Source organism: Microbispora sp. ATCC PTA-5024, assembly GCF_000511135.2.
Classification (GTDB): domain Bacteria; phylum Actinomycetota; class Actinomycetes; order Streptosporangiales; family Streptosporangiaceae; genus Microbispora; species Microbispora corallina.
Genome location: NZ_KI866524.1, coordinates 1,062,654 through 1,079,098, shown reverse-complemented (window position 1 = coordinate 1,079,098; position 16,445 = coordinate 1,062,654). Strand labels below are relative to the sequence as shown.

Here is a 16,445-nt window from a genome sequence, read left to right as displayed (position 1 = left end):
TCACTGCTCCTCCAGCTCCGTGAGGGCTTTTCGCAGGATCTCGGCCTCGGTCCCGGAGACGGCGCGGGCGAAGCGGGTCAGCGCCGCGTCGCGGTCGCCGGTCAGGTCGAGGGCTTCGAGCATGAGCTCGGCGACGTACGCGTCGCGGCTCGCCGCGGGCTGGTAGCGCCAGGCGCGTCCATCCCTGGTGCGCTCGAGGAACCCCTTGCGGGACAGCCGGTCGAGCACGGTCATCACCGTGGTGGGCGCGAGATCGCGGTCTTCGATCAGGCGTCCGACCTCGCGGGCGGTCAGCGCGGTGTTCCGCGCCCACAGGATGTCCATGATGATGCGTTCGAGCTCGCCTAGTCCCTTCACGCTTTTCAGCCTACCCGGGGTAGTACTACGTGCTGTAGAGAGGTGGGACGCATGAAAATCGTTCTGGTTCAGGGCGACATCACCGAGCAGCGGGTGGACGCCGTCGTCAACGCGGCCAACTCCTCCCTCATGGGTGGCGGCGGTGTGGACGGCGCCATCCATCGGCGCGGCGGCCCCGAGATCGTGGAGGAGTGCCGGGCGCTGCGGGCCTCGCGGTACGGCAAGGGGCTGCCGACCGGGCAGGCCGTGGCCACGACGGCGGGACGGCTGCCCGCCCGGTGGGTGATCCACACCGTCGGGCCGGTGTACTCGCGCAGCGAGGACCGATCCCATCTGCTCGCCTCCTGCTATCGGGAGTCGCTCAAGGTCGCCGACGCGCTGGGCGCCGGGCTCGTGGCGTTCCCCGCCGTCTCCACGGGGATCTACCGGTGGCCGCTCGACGACGCCGCGCACATCGCCCTGACCGCTGTACGGCAGGCCGGGTCGGCGGTCGGCGAAGTGCGGTTCGTCCTGTTCACCTCCGCAGCCTACGCGGTGTTCGAGGACACCCTGCGGGCCTTGGGATAAGCATTCGGCCAAGTCTGCCGCGGGCCTAGAGCCACTTGATCATGTAGATCTCGTCGCGGTCGTCCCCGGGGGCCACGCGGATTGAGCGGGGCACGCGGCCGACCTCCCGGTAGCCCGACCGCGCGTAGAAGGCGTCGACCCCCGTGCCGCCCCGGCAGGTGAGCTGGAGCGCCTCCAGGCCCTGCGCCCGGGCGGCCTCGTCGGCGGCCCGCAGCAGTGCCATCCCGCAGCCCCTGCCCTGGTGCTTCGGGTGCACCATCACGCGCACCACCCAGCGCCAGTGGGCCCGCAGCCCCGACTCGCTGTCGGCCAGGATCAGCAGCGCCCCCACCCCGCCGTCCTCGTCGAGCCCCACCAGCAGGCTGTCGGGCGCGTCCGGGTCGCCGCCGGAGCCGGGCAGGCCGCTCCGTGTCCGTGCCAGCGCCTTGAGGGCGGTCGGCCGGATGTCGTCGGGGACCACGGGAGGGACGAACCCCACGGCGCCGCCCGCGTTGGTCACCTCGGTCCAGCAGCCGAGGATCTCCTCGAACAGGTCGTCGTTCATCGGGGGGTCGAGGACGAAACGCATGATGGCGACGGTACCAACCCGCCCTGATCGCTCAGGGGGCGACGGCGTCCCAGGGCAGGGTCAGCTCGCCGAGCCGCCAGCGGGACGGCCCGCCGGTGGGCGGCGCCGTGGTCACCGGCCAGTCGCGCGCCAGCAGCTCGGCCGTCCTGATCCACCGCTGCCGGGAGCCGTACGCGCCGAAGGGGGCGCAGACGGCCCAGGCGCGGTCCCAGTCGGACAGGAAGGCGTGCACGGCGCGGCCCGGCACGTTGCGGTGGATCAGCGTCTTCGGCAGCCGCTCCGCCAGGTCGGAGGGCCGCTCGATGCCGGTGAAACGGGCCGCGAACGTCAGCGTCCTCGGCCCCTCGCGCCCGAGCGCTGCCCAGACGGCGCGGTGCCCGATCTCGGAACAGGTGCCCTCGACCACCACGCCGCGCGGGGCGAGCGAGGAGCGCAGCGTCTCCCAGTGCCCCCAGGCCTCGTCCTCGCCGTACTGGCGCAGCACGTTGAACGCCCGGACGATCAGGGGCGGCCGGGGGACGGGCAGCTCGAAGCCGCCGAGGACGAAGGAGAGCCCCTCCCGCTCGTACGGCCTGGCGGCGGCCACCCGGGCCGGGTCGATCTCGACGCCCACGACCTCCACGGCGGGGCACACCCGGCGCAGCCGCCCGAAGAGCTCGTACGTGGTGATGTGGGAGGCGCCGTACCCGAGGTCGGCGACCAGCGGCACGTCCGCGGGACCGCCGGCTCCGGCGGCGTGCGCGGCCGGGGGAGCGGCCGAGCGCAGCAGCGGGCCGTACACGGCCGCGATCCACCGGTCGGACCGCCGCAGCCGGTTGTGCCCGGTGGTCCCGCGGGTGACGGTCCCGATGGGCCGACCGCCCCGCCGCACGCCCGGCGTCCTGGCGGCCCCGGCCGCCGGGACGGCCCGGGAGCCCGGCCCGCTCCGCCGGTCGCCGGGGTCGGCGGTCGCGCGGCTCACCCGCTCAGGCGTCCGTGGGGACGCGGTGGACCTTGTGCTGCGCCGCCTGGGCGCGCGGCCGCACCACCAGGCGGTCGATGTTCACGTGCGGCGGCCGGGTGACGGCGAACGTGATCACGTCGGCCACGTCGCCGGCCGTCAGCGGGCCGGGCACGCCCTCGTACACCTTGGCCGCCCGCTCGGCGTCCCCCCGGAAGCGCGTGAGCGAGAACTCCTCGGTCTGCACCATCCCGGGCGCGATCTCGACGACGCGCACGGGCTCGCCGCACAGCTCCAGCCGCAGGGTCTCGGTCATCGAGGTCTGGGCGTGCTTGGCCGCGCAGTATCCGCCCCCGCCCTCGTACGACACGAGCCCGGCCACCGACGTCAGCATCACGAGCACGCCGTCGCCGGAGTCGATGAGCTTCGGCAGCAGCGCCCTGGTCATCCTGAGCGAGCCGAGCACGTTCACGTCGTACATGCGCTGCCAGTCGTCCACCCGGCCGCCGGCCACCGGCTCCAGCCCGATCGCGCCGCCCGCGTTGTTCACCAGCACGTCGCAGCGGTCGAGCGAGGCCGCCAGGGCGTCCACGGACTCCTGGGACGTCACGTCGAGCGTCGCCGGGCGGATCCCGGGGACCTCGGCGGCCAGCGCGTCGAGCCGGTCGCGCCGCCGCGCCGCGGCCACGACCAGATAGCCCTCCCCGGCGAGCCGGCGGGCGGTCGCCTCCCCGATGCCGCTGCTCGCACCGGTCACCACCGCGGTCTTCGTCGTCGTCACGCCATCGTCCTTCCGATCCTGGGCAGGCGACATCCTCTCAGGAGCCCCGATTCGCCGTCGCTCACGGGGGTCCGGGAATCTTGTGATGATTCTTTTGGTTATAACCCTCTCGGAGGTGGTTCGGGTGGCGCTCAAACGGCGCAGGATCAACCGCGTCGCGACCATCAGCGTGCACACGTCCCCGCTCGACCAGCCGGGAACCGGTGACGCGGGAGGGATGAACGTCTACATCCTCGAGGTCGCCAAGCGGCTCGCCGCCCTCGGCATCGAGGTCGAGATCTTCACCCGGCGCACGGCGCGGGACCTGCCTCCGGTGGCCGAACTGTCGCCCGGCGTCCTGGTCCGCCACGTGACCGCCGGGCCGTACGAGGAGCTGGACCGGGCCGAGCTCCCCGGCCAGCTGTGCGGCTTCATCTCGGGCGTGCTGCGCACCGAGGCGATGTACGACCCCGGGCGCTACGACGTCATCCACTCCCACTACTGGCTCTCCGGGCAGGTCGGCTGGCTGGCCAAGGAGCGGTGGGGGGTGCCGCTCGTGCACACCATGCACACGATGGCCAAGGTCAAGAACCTGCTGCTGGCCGAGGGCGACAAGCCCGAGCCGGGCCTGCGGGTGCTCGGCGAGGAGCAGGTCGTGGAGATCGCCGACCGGCTCGTGGCCAACACCTCGTCCGAGGCCGACGAGCTGATCCAGCTCTACGGGGCGGACCCCGAGCGGGTCGCCGTCGTCAACCCCGGCGTGAACCTCACCGTCTTCCAGCCCGCGTCGAAGGGCGCGGCCCGGCACCGCCTCAACCTGCCCCAGGACGCCCACGTTCTGCTGTTCGTGGGCCGCATCCAGCCGCTCAAGGCTCCGGACGTGCTGCTCAAGGCCGCCGCCCGGATGCTCGTCGAACGGCCCGACCTGCGCTCGCGCCTCGTCGTCGCCTGCGTGGGCGGTCCCAGCGGCAACGGCCTCGCCCGGCCCTCACTGCTGACCGAGCTCGCCGCCGAGCTCGGCATCGCCGACGTCGTACGGCTCGCGCCGCCGGCCCCGCAGGACGTGCTGGCCGACTGGTACCGGGCCGCGGACGTCACGGTGGTGCCGTCGTACAACGAGTCGTTCGGGCTCGTCGCCCTGGAGTCGCAGGCGTGCGGCACGCCGGTGGTGGCGGCCTCGGTCGGGGGCCTGCGGACCGCGGTCAGGGACGGCGTCTCCGGCGTCCTGGTGAACGGGCACGACCCGGACGACTGGGCGCGCGCCCTTCTTGGGCTCGTCGGCCACCCCGGCCGGCTCGACGCCCTGGCGTCCCACGCCCTGGAGCACGCGGCCGCCTTCGGCTGGTCGGCCACCGCCTCCCGGCTCGTCGAGGTGTACGCCGGTGCCATGGCCCAGTTGCACCGGACTCCGATCGCCGTCAACTCGTAGGGTGGGAACCATGAGACCCGACCTGGAGGGCGTGGTCGAGGCCGCGCTGACGTCCGCCGAGCTGAACTACGAGCGGCCCAAGCCGGGGGCGTTCCTGGTCCGGCTGCCCGGCCAGCACAAGCTGGCCACGCTGACCTGGCTCATCGTCGGCGACCAGGCCCTGAACGTCGAGGCTTTCTTCTGCCGGCAGCCGGACGAGAACCACGCCGAGTTCTACAAGTGGCTGCTGCACAAGAACGGCTCGATGTACGGCGTGCACTTCGCGGTCGACGAGATCGGCGACGTCCACCTCGTGGGTCGCATCCCGCTCGACGCGGTGACCCCCGAGGAGATCGACCGGGTCCTCGGCTGTGTGCTCACCTACTCGGACGAGTCGTTCGACCGGGCCCTGGAGCTCGGCTTCGCCTCGTCGATCCGTAGGGAGTGGGACTGGCGCGTCAAGCGGGGCGAGTCGCTGGCCAACCTGCAGGCGTTCGCCCGGATCGTCGAGTCCTCGTAACCGCTCGTCAACGGTGGGCGCAAGCCGGTCGCCGTTAGGATTGACGCCATGGCGACTTTGGTGCTGCTGAGGCATGGCGAGAGCGAATGGAACGTCAAGGGCCTGTTCACGGGCTGGGTGGACGTCACCCTCTCGCCGACCGGCGAGGAGGAGGCCCGCAGGGGCGGCCAGCTGCTCCTCGAGACGGGCATCCGGCCGGACGTGGTGCACACCTCCGTGCTGACCCGGGCGATCAAGACGGCGAACCTCGCGCTCGAGGCGGCCGACCTGCTGTGGCTGCCGGTGAAGCGTTCCTGGCGGCTCAACGAGCGCCACTACGGCGCCCTGCAGGGCAAGGACAAGGCCCAGACCCGCGCGGAGTTCGGCGACGAGCAGTTCATGCTGTGGCGCCGGTCGTACGACGTGCCGCCGCCGCCGATCGCGGACGACGACGAGTACTCCCAGCTCGGTGACGGCCGGTACGAGCTCCTCCCGTCCGAGCTGCTTCCGCGCACCGAGTGCCTCAAGGACGTCGTCGAGCGCATGCTGCCGTACTGGTACGACCAGATCGTGCCGGACCTGGCGGCGGGCAGGACCGTGCTCGTCGTGGCCCACGGCAACTCGCTGCGCGCCCTGGTGAAGCACCTGGAGGGCATCGGCGACCAGGACATCGCCGGCCTGAACATCCCCACCGGCATCCCGCTGCGCTACGAGCTCGACGCCGACTTCCGTCCGATCGGCAAGGGCGAGTACCTCGACCCCGAGGCCGCCGAGGCCGCCATCGAGGCCGTCGCGAACCAGGGCAAGAAGTAGCACCTCACGTCTTCACGGCCCCGTCTCGCTCCGAGGCGGGGCCGTTCACGTAGAGGGCCCGGCCCTGGGAGGCCCGCTCGTTCACGCGGAAAGCCCCGGGAGCCCCGGGCCCGTCCACGCAGAAAGCCCCGGCCCCCCGAGGACCGGGGCTTTCGCGCCCCCTTCAGTGCGGCCGGTCAGACCACGGGGACGTCGTCGGGCCGGTTGCCGGTGACCAGGTAGACCACGTCGCGGGCGACGCGTACGGCGTGGTCGGCGTAGCGCTCGTAGTAGCGGCCGGCCAGGGTGACGTCGATGGCGGCCTCGATGCCGTGGCTCCACTCCTTGGAGAGCAGGACGCGGAACAGCCGCCGGTGCAGGCGGTCCATGTCGTCGTCGTCCTTCTCCAGCTCCCGGGCGAGCTCGGTGTCGCGCGACGCGATGCAGCTGCCGGTCTTGGTGATCAGGTTCTCGGCGATGGCGCCCATCTCGACGATGGTGTCGCGCAGCTCGGCCGGGATCGCCGACTCGGGGTGCCGCATGCGGGCGATCTTCGCGATGTGCTCGGCGAGGTCGCCCATCCGCTCGAGGTCCGCGGCCATCCGCAGCGCGGTGATGACCGTACGCAGGTCGACGGCCACCGGCTGCTGCGTCGCCATCAACTCGTAGATTGAGGACTCAAGGTCGGCGTAGATACGGTCGACCTCGGCGTCCTGGGAGATCACGCTCTCCGCGAGCTGCAGGTCCGCGTCGAGCAGGGCCGTGGTGCCCCTCGACATCGCCGACCGGACCAGGCGGGTCATCTCCACCAGCCGCTCGGTGAGGGCTTCCAACTCTTCGTGATAAGCGTCGCGCATGGCCGACACGCTACGCGCGAAATCATGAACGAACCCCGACCATCGTATGAACTTTTCCGGAAAGAGCATGGTCATGCCAGGTGGCGGGGGTGGTGGGACCGGAAACGCCGCCTAGCATTTTTAGCGTGAACGAGTTGCTGGCGAGTCTCGCGGCCATGGGCGGCTTCGTCCTGGGCTCCTTCGTCATGCTCGCGATCCGGCGGCAGAGCGACAGCAGGCGGCAGGAGCCCGAGCCCGTCGACGACAGCCTCCCGCCGGGCGTGGCCTCCGTCCTCGCCGTCCTGCCCTCGTCCGCGGTCGTGCTCGACCGGGAGGACCGGGTGCTGCGGGCCAGCTCCGCCGCCCGCGCGTTCGGGCTGGTGCGGGGCGAGTCGCTGATGGCCGCCGAGCTGCTCGCGCTGGCCAGGAAGGTCCGCAGGGACGGCGAGATCCGCGAGAGCGAGATCGAGACCGCCGGCCGGAAATTCGGCCAGGAGTCGACGACCTTCGCGGTCCGGGTGGCGCCGCTGGGATCCCACGGGCAGGTGCTCGTCCTCGCCGAGGACCAGACCGAGCGCCGCCGGGTCGAGGCCGTGCGGCGCGACTTCGTCGCCAACGTGAGCCACGAACTCAAGACGCCGGTCGGGGCGCTGAGCCTGCTCGCCGAGACCGTCCAGGACGCGGCCGACGACCCCGAGGCCGTGAAGCGGTTCGCGGGCCGGATGCAGCACGAGGCGGCCCGGCTCACCTATCTCGTCCAGGACCTGATCACGCTGTCGCGCATCCAGGGCGGCGAGCCGATCCCCGCCCCCGGGCCCGTGCCGGTCGACGAGGCCATGCACGAGGCCGTCGACCGGGTCAACACCAAGGCGTCCGCCAAGGACATCACCCTGGTGGCCGGCGGCACCGAGGGCCTGAAGATCTGGGGCGACGAGGAGCTTCTCGTCACCGCGCTGCGCAACCTCATCGACAACGCCGTCGCCTACAGCCCCGAGCACACCCGGGTCGTGGTCAGCGCCCGGCCGGCCGGCGCGACCGTCGAGATAAGCGTCAGCGACCAGGGCATCGGCATCCCCGAGAGCGCCCAGGAGCGCATCTTCGAGAGGTTCTTCCGGGTGGACGCGGCACGGTCGCGCGCCACCGGGGGCACGGGCCTCGGGCTCGCGATCGTCAAGCATGTGGCCGTCGCCCACGGCGGCGAGGTCACGGTATGGAGCAAGGAAGGCTCCGGTTCGACGTTCACCCTTCGCCTACCCGCGTTCGGGGGTCAGGCGGTCGCCGTACCACGCACAACCATTCCCCTGGAGGCCGCTCAGTGACTCGGGTACTCGTCGTGGAGGACGAGGAGTCGTTCTCCGACGCCTTGTCGTACATGCTCAGGAAGGAAGGGTTCGAGGTCGCAGTCGCGACCACCGGCCCCGAGGCACTGGACACGTTCGACCGCAACGGCGCCGATCTCGTCCTGCTCGACCTGATGCTGCCCGGCCTGCCGGGCACGGAGGTCTGCCGCTCCCTCCGGCAGCGGTCCAAGGTCCCGGTGATCATGCTGACCGCCAAGGACAGCGAGATCGACAAGGTCGTGGGCCTGGAGCTCGGGGCCGACGACTACGTGACCAAGCCGTTCTCCTCCCGTGAGCTGGTCGCCCGCATCCGCGCCGTGCTGCGGCGGCAGGGCGACGTGGAGGAGCTGGAGTCGGCCGTGCTGGCCGCCGGGCCGGTCCGGATGGACGTCGACCGGCACATCGTGGCGGTGCGCGGACGGCAGGTCCAGCTGCCGCTCAAGGAGTTCGAGCTGCTGGAGGTCCTGCTCCGCAACGCGGGACGGGTGCTGACCCGCGGCCAGCTCATCGACCGGGTCTGGGGCGCCGACTACGTGGGCGACACCAAGACCCTCGACGTCCACGTGAAGCGGCTGCGGGCCAAGGTCGAGTCCGACCCGTCCAACCCCCGCTGCATCCTGACCGTCCGCGGTCTCGGCTACAAGTTCGACCCCGTGGAGGAGTGACAGACCCCTCCGTACGCGAGAACCCCTGCCCGGTACGTCCGGGCAGGGGTTCTCGCGTCTGCGGGCCTGTGAGGGCTACTGAGCGGCGCTCGCGGAGGCCGACGGCGTCGCGCCGGGGGACATCGACGCGAACAGGTCGCTCGCGCTCGGAGCCGACGGCGTGGGCGACGGGGCGGGCGACAGCGTCGCGAACTCACGGCTGCGCGCGACCACCGGCACCGTGAGCGAGATGTCGCCGGCGTTCTTGAACTGCAGCGTCAGGTTCACGCTCTCGCCGCCGAGCAGCGGCTTCTTGATGCCGTCGAGCGTGACGCCGGGCGTCTTGGCGAGCGTCCCGGGCTGCAGCTCGACGGGGGAGGCGACCTTCACCGACGTCGCGAGCTGCTGGTCGGCGACGATGCCGGTGAGCGTGTCGGGAGCGCCCGTGCTGTTCAGCATCGTGATGTAGACGGCGGCCGAGCCGCCGGTGGCGATCTGGCCGCCCGACTCCGGTCCGAGGATGAAGGCCTGCGGGATCATGACGCCGTTCTTCCCGTAGCTCTTGCCGGAGCCGGAGTCCTGGATGAGGACACCGGCCTCGTTGGGGGCGTACGGTGTGTTGGTGTTGGCGCTGAAACCCGCGCCGCACGCGGCCAGTGCAGGGATGGCGGCGGCGAGGAGCGCGGCAACGGCGATCGCCCTGCGACGGCTGCTGCTGGTCACGGTTCGAGGTCTCCTTGGTACGCACGTGTATGGGCAGCAATCACCTTATCCGTGACCCTCTCCGGTCCGGCGCCGACTCCCGGCGTGCCGGGCACAGCAGTGCAGGTCATCCCGTATGCCGGATATGCCAATTCACAGAGTCGACGGCTTGTCAAGCCCCAAAACGAGGCTTTGACCTGCAGTTATGTTCCTTTCACTGTTCCGGGAGGCGGATACCGCGTGGTACTCTGGAGTACAGCGGAAGGGGTACTCGTCACATGACTTTCCAGGTCGGCGACACTGTCGTCTACCCCCACCATGGGGCTGCTCGTATCGAGGCCATCACGACCCGAACCATCAAGGGTGAGGAAAAGACCTACCTGGTGCTGAAGGTCGACAAGGGCGACCTGACCGTACAGGTGCCAGCGGAGAACGCCGAGCTCGTGGGTGTGCGCGACGTCGTGGGCCAGGAGGGGCTGGAGCGCGTCTTCGACGTGCTGCGCATGCCGCACACCGAGGAGCCCACCAACTGGTCCCGCCGCTACAAGGCCAACCTTGAGAAGCTGGCTTCCGGCGACGTCAACAAGGTGGCCGAGGTCGTCCGCGACCTCTGGCGGCGCGACAAGGAGCGCGGCCTGTCCGCCGGTGAGAAGCGGATGCTGGCGAAGGCCCGTCAGATTCTCGTCAGCGAGCTCGCTCTCGCCGAGAAGACGAACGAGGACAAGGCCGAGGCCTTGCTCGACGAGGTGCTGAACTCCTGAACATGACATCGCCAAGGGTGGGCGTCGGGGTCGATGTCCACCCTTTCGCGTTCGGTAGGGAGCTTCACCTCGCCGGCCTGCACTGGCCGGGCGAGACCGGCCTCGCCGGTCACTCGGACGGAGACGCGGCCGCGCACGCCTGCTGCGACGCGCTGCTGTCGGCCGCCGGGCTCGGAGACGTCGGCGCCCTGTTCGGCACGGCCGACCCCCGCTGGGCCGGCGCCTCCGGAGTGACCCTGCTCGAGGAGGCCGCGCGCCAGGTGCGCGCCGCCGGCTTCGAGATCGGCAACGTGGCCGTCCAGATCATCGGGAACCGTCCCAAGGTCGCCCCCCGGCGCGCGGAGGCGGAGAAGGCCCTGGGGGCCGCCGCGGGCGCACCCGTGAGCGTCAGCGCCACCACGACCGACGGGCTCGGTCTCACGGGCCGCGGTGAGGGCGTCGCCGCCGTCGCCACCGCCATCGTCTTCGCCGGCCCTTCCGGCCCTTCCGGCCCTTCCGGTCCGGCTGGTCCGGCCGGTTCGCCGGGTTTCTCCGGCTGAGCGGACCCGGTGTGGTCCGTTCCAACCGGACATGCCAACCAGAATGCGACGAGGCGCGTCTCATTAACACATGGGCGGCGACTCGGACCAAGGCGCGGAATCGAGCCGCCGCCCACTTTTTTTCTTTCGTGGGACGCATATTCCCGTTCCGTGGGGTAGCCACCTGTTCGAGAGTGAAAGGGTCACCCTCAACGGGAGGTCGATATGACAATCGAGTCCATTCTCGGCGCCATCGTCATCGGTGCGGTCATCGGCGCTCTGGGACGTCTGTTCCTGCCGGGCCGCCAGCCGATCGGCTGGATCCTGACCATCGTCGTCGGCATCGTCGCCGCGCTGATCGGGACCGCCATCGCCCAGGTCATGGGGGTGGACACGACGCCGGGCATCGACTGGATCGAGCTGGTCATGCAGGTTGTCCTCGCCGTCGTCGGCGTCGGCATCGTCGCCGGGCTCCGGGGACGCTCGCGAGTGTAAGACGGCGACCGGGACCGGCGGTCATCCGCCGCCCGTGTCACAGGCCCACGAAGGCCCGTCCGGTTCCCCCGGACGGGCCTTCGCCCTTTTCCGACGCTCGGGCTGCTTCTCCCGGACGCTTCAGGCGGGCGGGGATCCCGCCTTCTTCTCCGCCGCTCAGGCGGGCGGGGTGTGGTCCGCCCTTCCCTCCGACGCTCAGGCGGGCGGGCGGGGGGTGCTCCGCATGCGGCCCGAGGGAGGCGCGAGCGGCACCTGCCCCTCCTCGCCGTCGGCCTCGCCCTCCCCGGACTCGTACGGCATGCGCCGCGTCCTGTTCTGCTCCTCGGGGTCGGCCACCTCCCAGGCGTGCGCCGGGTCGGGGGCGTCCCGGATCTGGCGCAGCGGCTGGGTGTCGACGTCCGTCTCGTCGCGGGCGTCCGGCCCGTCCGCAGAGCCACCGTTCCCGGCCTGCTCGGCGGCGTCATCTGCGGCATGGGCGGCACGGGCGGCATCGGCGTCGTCGGCGGCGCCGAAGCCGGCGGGAGGCGCGATCTCTGGGGCCGCGGCCGCGTCGGAACGGGCGGGTTCGCCGGTCCCGGCCTGTCCCGTGGGCTGTTCCGCGGGCAGGGCGGGCGGCGTTGCCACGGACGGGGATTCGGCCGCCTGCTCGGGCGGAGTGGACGGCGTGGGCTTCGGGTGGACGAGCACGTCCCCGGCGTGTGTGCGTACGAGGTCGCCCCAGCGCACCGGCCGGTTCCGCTTCGGCGCGGCGGGCCGCGGCTCCGCGGCGGGCGCGTCGTCCGGCACGGCCGCCTCCGGTGGCGTCGCCTCGCCGGCGGGCTCGGGCTCCCGATCGGTGGAGGACGTCGCGGGATGCCCGGCCTCACGGTGATGCGCGGACGCGGCGGTCCCGGCCTGCCGTACCGGCTCGCCGGCGCTCTCGTCGGCCTCCGGCGGTGCGGGAATCTCGTCGACCGGAGGGGTGGCGGGCGCCGCGGTGACCGGAACCAGCGGCAGCGCCTCCTCGACTTCGTATGAGGGCTCGCCGGAGGCGTGGGGAGCGGCCTCCACGGCGGACCGCCGTACGGGATGGGGCTCGGTGGGGGCGCCGGCCGAGGTCTGGGACGCGGCGGGCTCCGGGTGGACGGGCAGCGGCGGGGCGTACTCGGGCGGCGCGACGGTCTCGGCGACCGGGCTCACCGGCGGCGGGGGCACGTAGTCCCGGGGCGCGACGGCCTCCGGCACCGGGACGACGGGCGCCGGGAGGTTCTCCGGAGCCGTGGGCCGGTGGGCGTCCCTGGCCCGGGGCTCCCGGTCTCGGGTGAAGGGGACCAGGTCGTCGCCGTCGGCCTCGTCGTCCAGGTCGGCGCGGGACGCCCGGGTGTGCTTGAGCAGGATCAGCAGCAGCCAGAGCCCGACGACGAGCATGACCCACGGAAGGAGGGCCACCACGACGGCGGACTGCCGGGGGTCGAAGGTGACGTTCGACGCGGTGACGACGGTCGCGGCCCCGGCGGCCACCAGCAGCAGGACCAGGACGAACCCCGCCTGCAGCCGGACGAGGAACCGGCCGCCGCGCAGTAACGGCACGCTGACCAGGGCGACGACCAGCAGGACGTCGAACGCGGTGGGGTAGAGGTAGGCCAGACGCGGCTCGGCGCGCCCGGTGATGGCCAGAGCGCGGAGGTCGTCGAAGGACAGCGCGCAGGCGGCCCCGGCGAGCACCGCGAGGGCGAGCCCGGCCAGGCCGATGGCCAGGCGGCGCAGCACCAGCGGGATTCCGGGGGGCGTAGATGGGGACGGGCGGGAGGCCGTGCCTGCCGCGCCGGGGGGAGTCACGTCCATGGCGTTTCGAGCCTACAGAATCGGGCCGTCGATTGATCGTGGCCGAATCCGTGTGTCGCGCCGCCGGCGGGCGAGAGGGGACCCGGCCGTGCGGCCGTGCGCGCGCGGATGGCATGATCTGCGGCCACGAGCCTGACACGGGAGGACCCATGCTGACGGACGCCGTCCGCGATCTCTTCGACGCCGCCAACTTCGCCACGATCGCGAGCGTCAACCCCGACGGCGCACCTCAGGCGTCCGTGGTGTGGGTGCGCCCGGACGGGGACGACATCCTGTTCTCGACCATCAAGGGCCGGCGCAAGCACCTCAACATCCTCCGCGACCCCCGCGTCTCGGTCGTGGTCGTCGACCCGGCCGACCCGTACCGCTACGTGGAGGTCCGCGGCACCGCGTCGCTGACCGACGACCCGGAGGGCAAGCTCATCCAGGAGCTGTCGATCAAGTACCGGGGCGAGGACTGGACCGAGCCGCACCCGGACAACGAGCGGGTCATCGTCCGCATCACCCCGGAGAAGGTGTATCTGCGCTAATTGTTTTCCTGGCATATAGCGGGACTTTTGGGTCGTAAGTTCCGTTGGTCGGGGAAGCAAAGCCACGCCGATCGGTTCACCGGGCCGCAAGTAGGCCTGTGCTGTGCCGATAGGCGTTAGCCTTGCGTCGTGAGCCTGCACCTCTACGACACCAGCACGCGTACGGTCCGTGAATTCGTACCGGTCGAGCCCGGCCGGGTCTCGATGTACCTGTGTGGTGCGACCGTTCAGGCTCCGCCGCACATCGGCCACATCCGGTCCGGGGTCAACTTCGACGTCCTCCGCCGATGGCTGATGCGGCAGGGCTACGACGTGACGTTCTGCCGCAACGTCACGGACCTCGACGACAAGATCATCCGGGTCGCCGCCGCCGAGGGCGTGCCCTGGTTCGTCGTCGCCGAGCGCAACCAGCGCGCCTTCACCTGGGCGTACGACCAGCTGGGCTGCCTGCCGCCGACGGTCGAGCCGCGCGCGATGGGCCACGTCCCCGAGATGGTCGAGCTGATGCGCCGCCTCATCGACAAGGGCCACGCGTACGCCGCGGGTGGCGACGTCTACTTCGACGTCGTCTCCTACGCCGACCGGTACGGCAAGCTGTCGAACCAGCGGCTCGAGAACATGCGGGCGGCCGGCGACACCGACGGCGACTCGCTCAAGCGCGACCCGCGCGACTTCGCGCTGTGGAAGGGCGCCAAGCCCGGCGAGCCCACGTGGCCCACGCCCTGGGGCCGGGGCCGTCCCGGCTGGCACCTGGAGTGCTCGGCCATGGCGACCAAATACCTGGGCGGCACCTTCGACATCCACGGCGGCGGCGTCGACCTGATCTTCCCGCACCACGAGAACGAGATCGCCCAGTCGCAGGCCGCCGGGGACGGGTTCGCCCGCTACTGGCTGCACAACGGCCTGCTGACGCTGGGCGGCGAGAAGATGAGCAAGTCGCTCGGCAACTCGCTGCTGATCCCGGACATGTTCCGCAAGGTGCGCGCGGTCGAGCTGCGCTACTACCTGGTCGCCGCGCACTACCGCTCGGTCATCGACTATTCCGACGACGCGCTGCAGGAGGCCGCCGCCGGCTACCGCCGCATCGAGGGATTCGTCACCCGCGCCGCCGAGGTGATCCACGACGTGGACGCCGCTGCCCCGCTGCCCCAGGCGTTCACGGACGCCATGGACGACGACGTCAACGTCTCCCAGGCGCTGGCCGTCGTGCACGAGGTCGTCCGCGAGGGCAACGTCGCACTGGCCCAGGGCAACAAGGAGCAGGTGGCCCGGCTGCTGGCCGAGACGCAGAACATGCTCGACGTGCTCGGGCTCGACCCGCGTTCCGACCAGTGGCGCGTCACCGGCGACTCCGGCCTCAGGGAGGTCGTGGACGCCCTGGTCGCCGTGGCCCTGGAGCAGCGGCAGGCCGCCCGGGCCCGCAAGGACTACGCGGCCGCCGACGCGATCCGCGACCAGCTCGCCGCGGCCGGCGTGGTGGTCGAGGACACCCCGCAGGGCCCGCGCTGGGAGCTGGCACGGTAGGCGTGGCCGTACGCTAGAGACCATGGCGGGTAGGGCTTCAGGGAAGCCGTCGAAGAAGCAGGGGCCCAGCAGAGGCTCGGGTGGCAAGGTCAAGCGCTCCCTGGAGGGCCGGGGGGCGACGCCGCCTGCGCACATGCGGCACTGGTACAAGGACAAGGCCCGGGCCGAGCGCATCGAGCGTGAGGCGGTCCAGGGGCCGCGGCAGGGCCGTCCCGCCCCCCGTACGCGGAAGGACGACGCGCCGGAGGTCATCGGCGGGCGGAACCCGGTGCTGGAGGCGCTGCGCGCCGGTGTGCCGGCCAACGCGATGTACGTGGCCCAGCGGGTCGACAACGACGACCGTGTCCGGGAGGCCATCAAGCTCGCGGCCGACCGGGGGATCGCCCTGCTGGAGGTCTCCCGCGACCGGCTCGACAGGCTCACCGAGAGCAGCGTCCACCAGGGCGTCGGCCTGCAGATCCCGCCGTACGAGTACGCGCACCCTGACCAGCTGGTCGAGCGCGCGCGCGACGCCGCCGAGGTGCCGCTGATCGTCGCGCTCGACGGCGTCACCGATCCCCGCAACCTCGGCGCCATCGCCCGTTCGGCCACGGCCTTCGGCGCCCACGGGCTCCTCGTCCCGTCCCGGCGTTCGGCGGGCGTCACAGCCGGGGCGTGGAAGACCTCGGCCGGCACGCTGGCCACCCTCCCGGTCGCCCGGGCCGCGAACCTCACCCAGACGCTCCAGGCCTACCGGGAGGACGGCCTGTTCGTCGTCGGCCTCGACGGCACCGCCTCGGTGGACATCGCCGACGTGGATCTCGTGACCGAGCCGCTGGTCGTGGTCGTCGGCTCGGAGGGCAAGGGGCTGTCCCGCCTGGTGCGCGAGGCCTGCGACCAGGTGGCCCGCATCCCCATGAACGCCGCCGCCGAGTCCCTCAACGCGGGCGTGGCCGCGGGCATCACCCTGTACGAGGTGGCGCGCCGCCGTCGGTGATTCCGCCGTGACGGTACGGCCCTCGGCCCACTAAACTCGTTCCGGGTACGCCGCCTTAGCTCAATCGGCAGAGCATCTGTCTTGTAAACAGAAGGTCTGGGGTTCGATTCCCCAAGGCGGCTCGCACATCGAAGGCCCCTTGCGATCATCGCGAGGGGCCTTTGTGATCTCCGTACAGCAGCGAGATACAGCAACGTCCTCAGTTGCCACCGCCGAGGCTCTGACTGAGTTGGTCGAGTCTGCAAGTGACGCGGCCAGTGCTGCCTCGCCTGGGGTGAAGCCTTGGCCGGCATACGTCCAGGAGCCGATGCCGAGGGTGTCCCGGCGTCGTACGGGCATCCGGGCGGGTGCCCTGCGCCGGCTGATGTTTGACACTGCGGCCTCGGTTGATGGTTGTCGTTATC

General features: G+C 71.6%; 19 protein-coding genes and 1 tRNA gene. 13 read left to right on the top strand and 7 right to left on the bottom strand.

Translation table 11 applies throughout. The features are described 5' to 3' along the window. Entirely contained in the window at positions 1 to 357 is a 357-nt protein-coding gene (locus MPTA5024_RS43765) for a BlaI/MecI/CopY family transcriptional regulator (protein WP_084369973.1), read from the bottom strand. Positions 358 to 408: 51 nt separating this feature from the next. Between MPTA5024_RS43765 and MPTA5024_RS25550 the strand changes: the two genes are divergently transcribed. Next, positions 409 to 924, top strand: coding sequence for an O-acetyl-ADP-ribose deacetylase (locus MPTA5024_RS25550; RefSeq protein WP_036328717.1), 516 nt, complete (start codon positions 409 to 411; stop codon positions 922 to 924). A gap of 25 nt (positions 925 to 949) precedes the next feature. Here the strand turns inward: MPTA5024_RS25550 and MPTA5024_RS25545 are convergent, their stop codons facing one another. The 3 genes from MPTA5024_RS25545 to MPTA5024_RS25535 are packed head-to-tail and all read right to left on the bottom strand — an operon-like array spanning position 950 to position 3,213. Then, the gene (locus MPTA5024_RS25545; RefSeq protein WP_036328715.1) at positions 950 to 1,492 is read right to left on the bottom strand and encodes a GNAT family N-acetyltransferase; all 543 of its coding nucleotides are present in this window, start codon (positions 1,490 to 1,492) and stop codon (positions 950 to 952) included. Positions 1,493 to 1,523: 31 nt separating this feature from the next. Next, a complete protein-coding gene (locus MPTA5024_RS25540; protein WP_232326626.1) occupies positions 1,524 to 2,453 on the bottom strand; it encodes a class I SAM-dependent methyltransferase in 930 nt (309 codons plus the stop codon). A 4-nt stretch (positions 2,454 to 2,457) separates the two neighbouring features. Continuing rightward, a complete protein-coding gene (locus MPTA5024_RS25535) occupies positions 2,458 to 3,213 on the bottom strand; it encodes an SDR family NAD(P)-dependent oxidoreductase (RefSeq protein WP_036328713.1) in 756 nt (251 codons plus the stop codon). 124 nt (positions 3,214 to 3,337) lie between these two features. Between MPTA5024_RS25535 and mshA the strand changes: the two genes are divergently transcribed. Genes mshA through MPTA5024_RS25520 form a run of 3 tightly spaced genes read left to right on the top strand, consistent with a single transcriptional unit; the run spans position 3,338 to position 5,912 of the window. After that, positions 3,338 to 4,621 (top strand): D-inositol-3-phosphate glycosyltransferase, encoded by a 1,284-nt coding sequence (gene mshA / locus MPTA5024_RS25530; RefSeq protein WP_036328710.1) that lies wholly within the window; start codon positions 3,338 to 3,340, stop codon positions 4,619 to 4,621. A 10-nt stretch (positions 4,622 to 4,631) separates the two neighbouring features. Then, positions 4,632 to 5,120 carry a YbjN domain-containing protein gene (locus MPTA5024_RS25525; RefSeq protein ID WP_036328707.1) on the top strand — a complete coding sequence of 163 codons (489 nt, stop codon included), beginning with the start codon at positions 4,632 to 4,634 and terminating at the stop codon, positions 5,118 to 5,120. Between the two features lie 48 nt (positions 5,121 to 5,168). After that, complete coding sequence (locus MPTA5024_RS25520) at positions 5,169 to 5,912, top strand: phosphoglyceromutase (RefSeq protein WP_036328704.1); 744 nt, start codon at positions 5,169 to 5,171, stop codon at positions 5,910 to 5,912. Positions 5,913 to 6,088: 176 nt separating this feature from the next. On the opposite strand, the gene phoU is transcribed toward MPTA5024_RS25520, so the two are convergent. Continuing rightward, a complete protein-coding gene (phoU, locus tag MPTA5024_RS25515; RefSeq protein WP_036328701.1) occupies positions 6,089 to 6,748 on the bottom strand; it encodes a phosphate signaling complex protein PhoU in 660 nt (219 codons plus the stop codon). Between the two features lie 155 nt (positions 6,749 to 6,903). Between phoU and MPTA5024_RS25510 the strand changes: the two genes are divergently transcribed. Next, the gene (locus MPTA5024_RS25510; protein WP_036328699.1) at positions 6,904 to 8,046 is read left to right on the top strand and encodes a sensor histidine kinase; all 1,143 of its coding nucleotides are present in this window, start codon (positions 6,904 to 6,906) and stop codon (positions 8,044 to 8,046) included. Continuing rightward, positions 8,043 to 8,732, top strand: a complete 690-nt coding sequence (locus MPTA5024_RS25505) for a response regulator transcription factor (RefSeq protein WP_036328695.1) — start codon at positions 8,043 to 8,045, stop codon at positions 8,730 to 8,732. Before MPTA5024_RS25510 ends, MPTA5024_RS25505 begins: the two co-directional genes overlap by 4 nt. 75 nt (positions 8,733 to 8,807) lie before the next feature. Here MPTA5024_RS25505 and MPTA5024_RS25500 read toward each other — a convergent pair whose 3' ends face one another. Then, positions 8,808 to 9,434, bottom strand: a complete 627-nt coding sequence (locus MPTA5024_RS25500) for a hypothetical protein (protein WP_036328693.1) — start codon at positions 9,432 to 9,434, stop codon at positions 8,808 to 8,810. Between the two features lie 257 nt (positions 9,435 to 9,691). Here MPTA5024_RS25500 and MPTA5024_RS25495 point away from each other — a divergent pair, with 257 nt between their 5' ends. From MPTA5024_RS25495 to MPTA5024_RS25485, 3 genes are all read left to right on the top strand, one after another. Continuing rightward, entirely contained in the window at positions 9,692 to 10,174 is a 483-nt protein-coding gene (locus MPTA5024_RS25495) for a CarD family transcriptional regulator (RefSeq protein ID WP_030510364.1), read from the top strand. Between the two features lie 2 nt (positions 10,175 to 10,176). Further along, positions 10,177 to 10,713, top strand: coding sequence for a 2-C-methyl-D-erythritol 2,4-cyclodiphosphate synthase (ispF, locus tag MPTA5024_RS25490; protein WP_157099709.1), 537 nt, complete (start codon positions 10,177 to 10,179; stop codon positions 10,711 to 10,713). A gap of 204 nt (positions 10,714 to 10,917) precedes the next feature. Beyond that, positions 10,918 to 11,187, top strand: a complete 270-nt coding sequence (locus MPTA5024_RS25485) for a GlsB/YeaQ/YmgE family stress response membrane protein (RefSeq protein ID WP_036328690.1) — start codon at positions 10,918 to 10,920, stop codon at positions 11,185 to 11,187. Positions 11,188 to 11,382: 195 nt separating this feature from the next. On the opposite strand, the gene MPTA5024_RS44350 is transcribed toward MPTA5024_RS25485, so the two are convergent. Beyond that, the gene (locus MPTA5024_RS44350; protein WP_157099708.1) at positions 11,383 to 13,011 is read right to left on the bottom strand and encodes a DUF2637 domain-containing protein; all 1,629 of its coding nucleotides are present in this window, start codon (positions 13,009 to 13,011) and stop codon (positions 11,383 to 11,385) included. A gap of 149 nt (positions 13,012 to 13,160) precedes the next feature. Here MPTA5024_RS44350 and MPTA5024_RS25475 point away from each other — a divergent pair, with 149 nt between their 5' ends. From MPTA5024_RS25475 to MPTA5024_RS25460, 4 genes are all read left to right on the top strand, one after another. Beyond that, positions 13,161 to 13,541 (top strand): PPOX class F420-dependent oxidoreductase, encoded by a 381-nt coding sequence (locus tag MPTA5024_RS25475; RefSeq protein ID WP_036328686.1) that lies wholly within the window; start codon positions 13,161 to 13,163, stop codon positions 13,539 to 13,541. A 129-nt stretch (positions 13,542 to 13,670) separates the two neighbouring features. Further along, the gene (gene cysS, locus MPTA5024_RS25470; protein WP_036328685.1) at positions 13,671 to 15,065 is read left to right on the top strand and encodes a cysteine--tRNA ligase; all 1,395 of its coding nucleotides are present in this window, start codon (positions 13,671 to 13,673) and stop codon (positions 15,063 to 15,065) included. Between the two features lie 22 nt (positions 15,066 to 15,087). After that, on the top strand, positions 15,088 to 16,041 hold the full coding sequence (gene rlmB, locus MPTA5024_RS25465) for a 23S rRNA (guanosine(2251)-2'-O)-methyltransferase RlmB (RefSeq protein ID WP_036328684.1): 954 nt from the start codon (positions 15,088 to 15,090) through the stop codon (positions 16,039 to 16,041). 49 nt (positions 16,042 to 16,090) lie between these two features. Beyond that, positions 16,091 to 16,163 (top strand) — tRNA-Thr (locus MPTA5024_RS25460). Positions 16,164 to 16,445: the final 282 nt, after the last annotated feature.

Bases quoted from the DNA above. Each gene is read 5' to 3' on its own strand.
- MPTA5024_RS44350 (WP_157099708.1), bottom strand. From the start codon at position 13,011: ATGGACGTGACTCCCCCCGGCGCGGCAGGCACGGCCTCCCGCCCGTCC.
- phoU (WP_036328701.1), bottom strand. From the start codon at position 6,748: ATGCGCGACGCTTATCACGAAGAGTTGGAAGCCCTCACCGAGCGGCTG.
- MPTA5024_RS25485 (WP_036328690.1), top strand. From the start codon at position 10,918: ATGACAATCGAGTCCATTCTCGGCGCCATCGTCATCGGTGCGGTCATC.
- MPTA5024_RS25520 (WP_036328704.1), top strand. From the start codon at position 5,169: ATGGCGACTTTGGTGCTGCTGAGGCATGGCGAGAGCGAATGGAACGTC.
- ispF (WP_157099709.1), top strand. From the start codon at position 10,177: ATGACATCGCCAAGGGTGGGCGTCGGGGTCGATGTCCACCCTTTCGCG.
- rlmB (WP_036328684.1), top strand. From the start codon at position 15,088: ATGGCGGGTAGGGCTTCAGGGAAGCCGTCGAAGAAGCAGGGGCCCAGC.
- MPTA5024_RS25475 (WP_036328686.1), top strand. From the start codon at position 13,161: ATGCTGACGGACGCCGTCCGCGATCTCTTCGACGCCGCCAACTTCGCC.
- MPTA5024_RS25545 (WP_036328715.1), bottom strand. From the start codon at position 1,492: ATGCGTTTCGTCCTCGACCCCCCGATGAACGACGACCTGTTCGAGGAG.
- MPTA5024_RS25525 (WP_036328707.1), top strand. From the start codon at position 4,632: ATGAGACCCGACCTGGAGGGCGTGGTCGAGGCCGCGCTGACGTCCGCC.
- MPTA5024_RS25495 (WP_030510364.1), top strand. From the start codon at position 9,692: ATGACTTTCCAGGTCGGCGACACTGTCGTCTACCCCCACCATGGGGCT.
- MPTA5024_RS25550 (WP_036328717.1), top strand. From the start codon at position 409: ATGAAAATCGTTCTGGTTCAGGGCGACATCACCGAGCAGCGGGTGGAC.
- MPTA5024_RS25510 (WP_036328699.1), top strand. From the start codon at position 6,904: ATGGGCGGCTTCGTCCTGGGCTCCTTCGTCATGCTCGCGATCCGGCGG.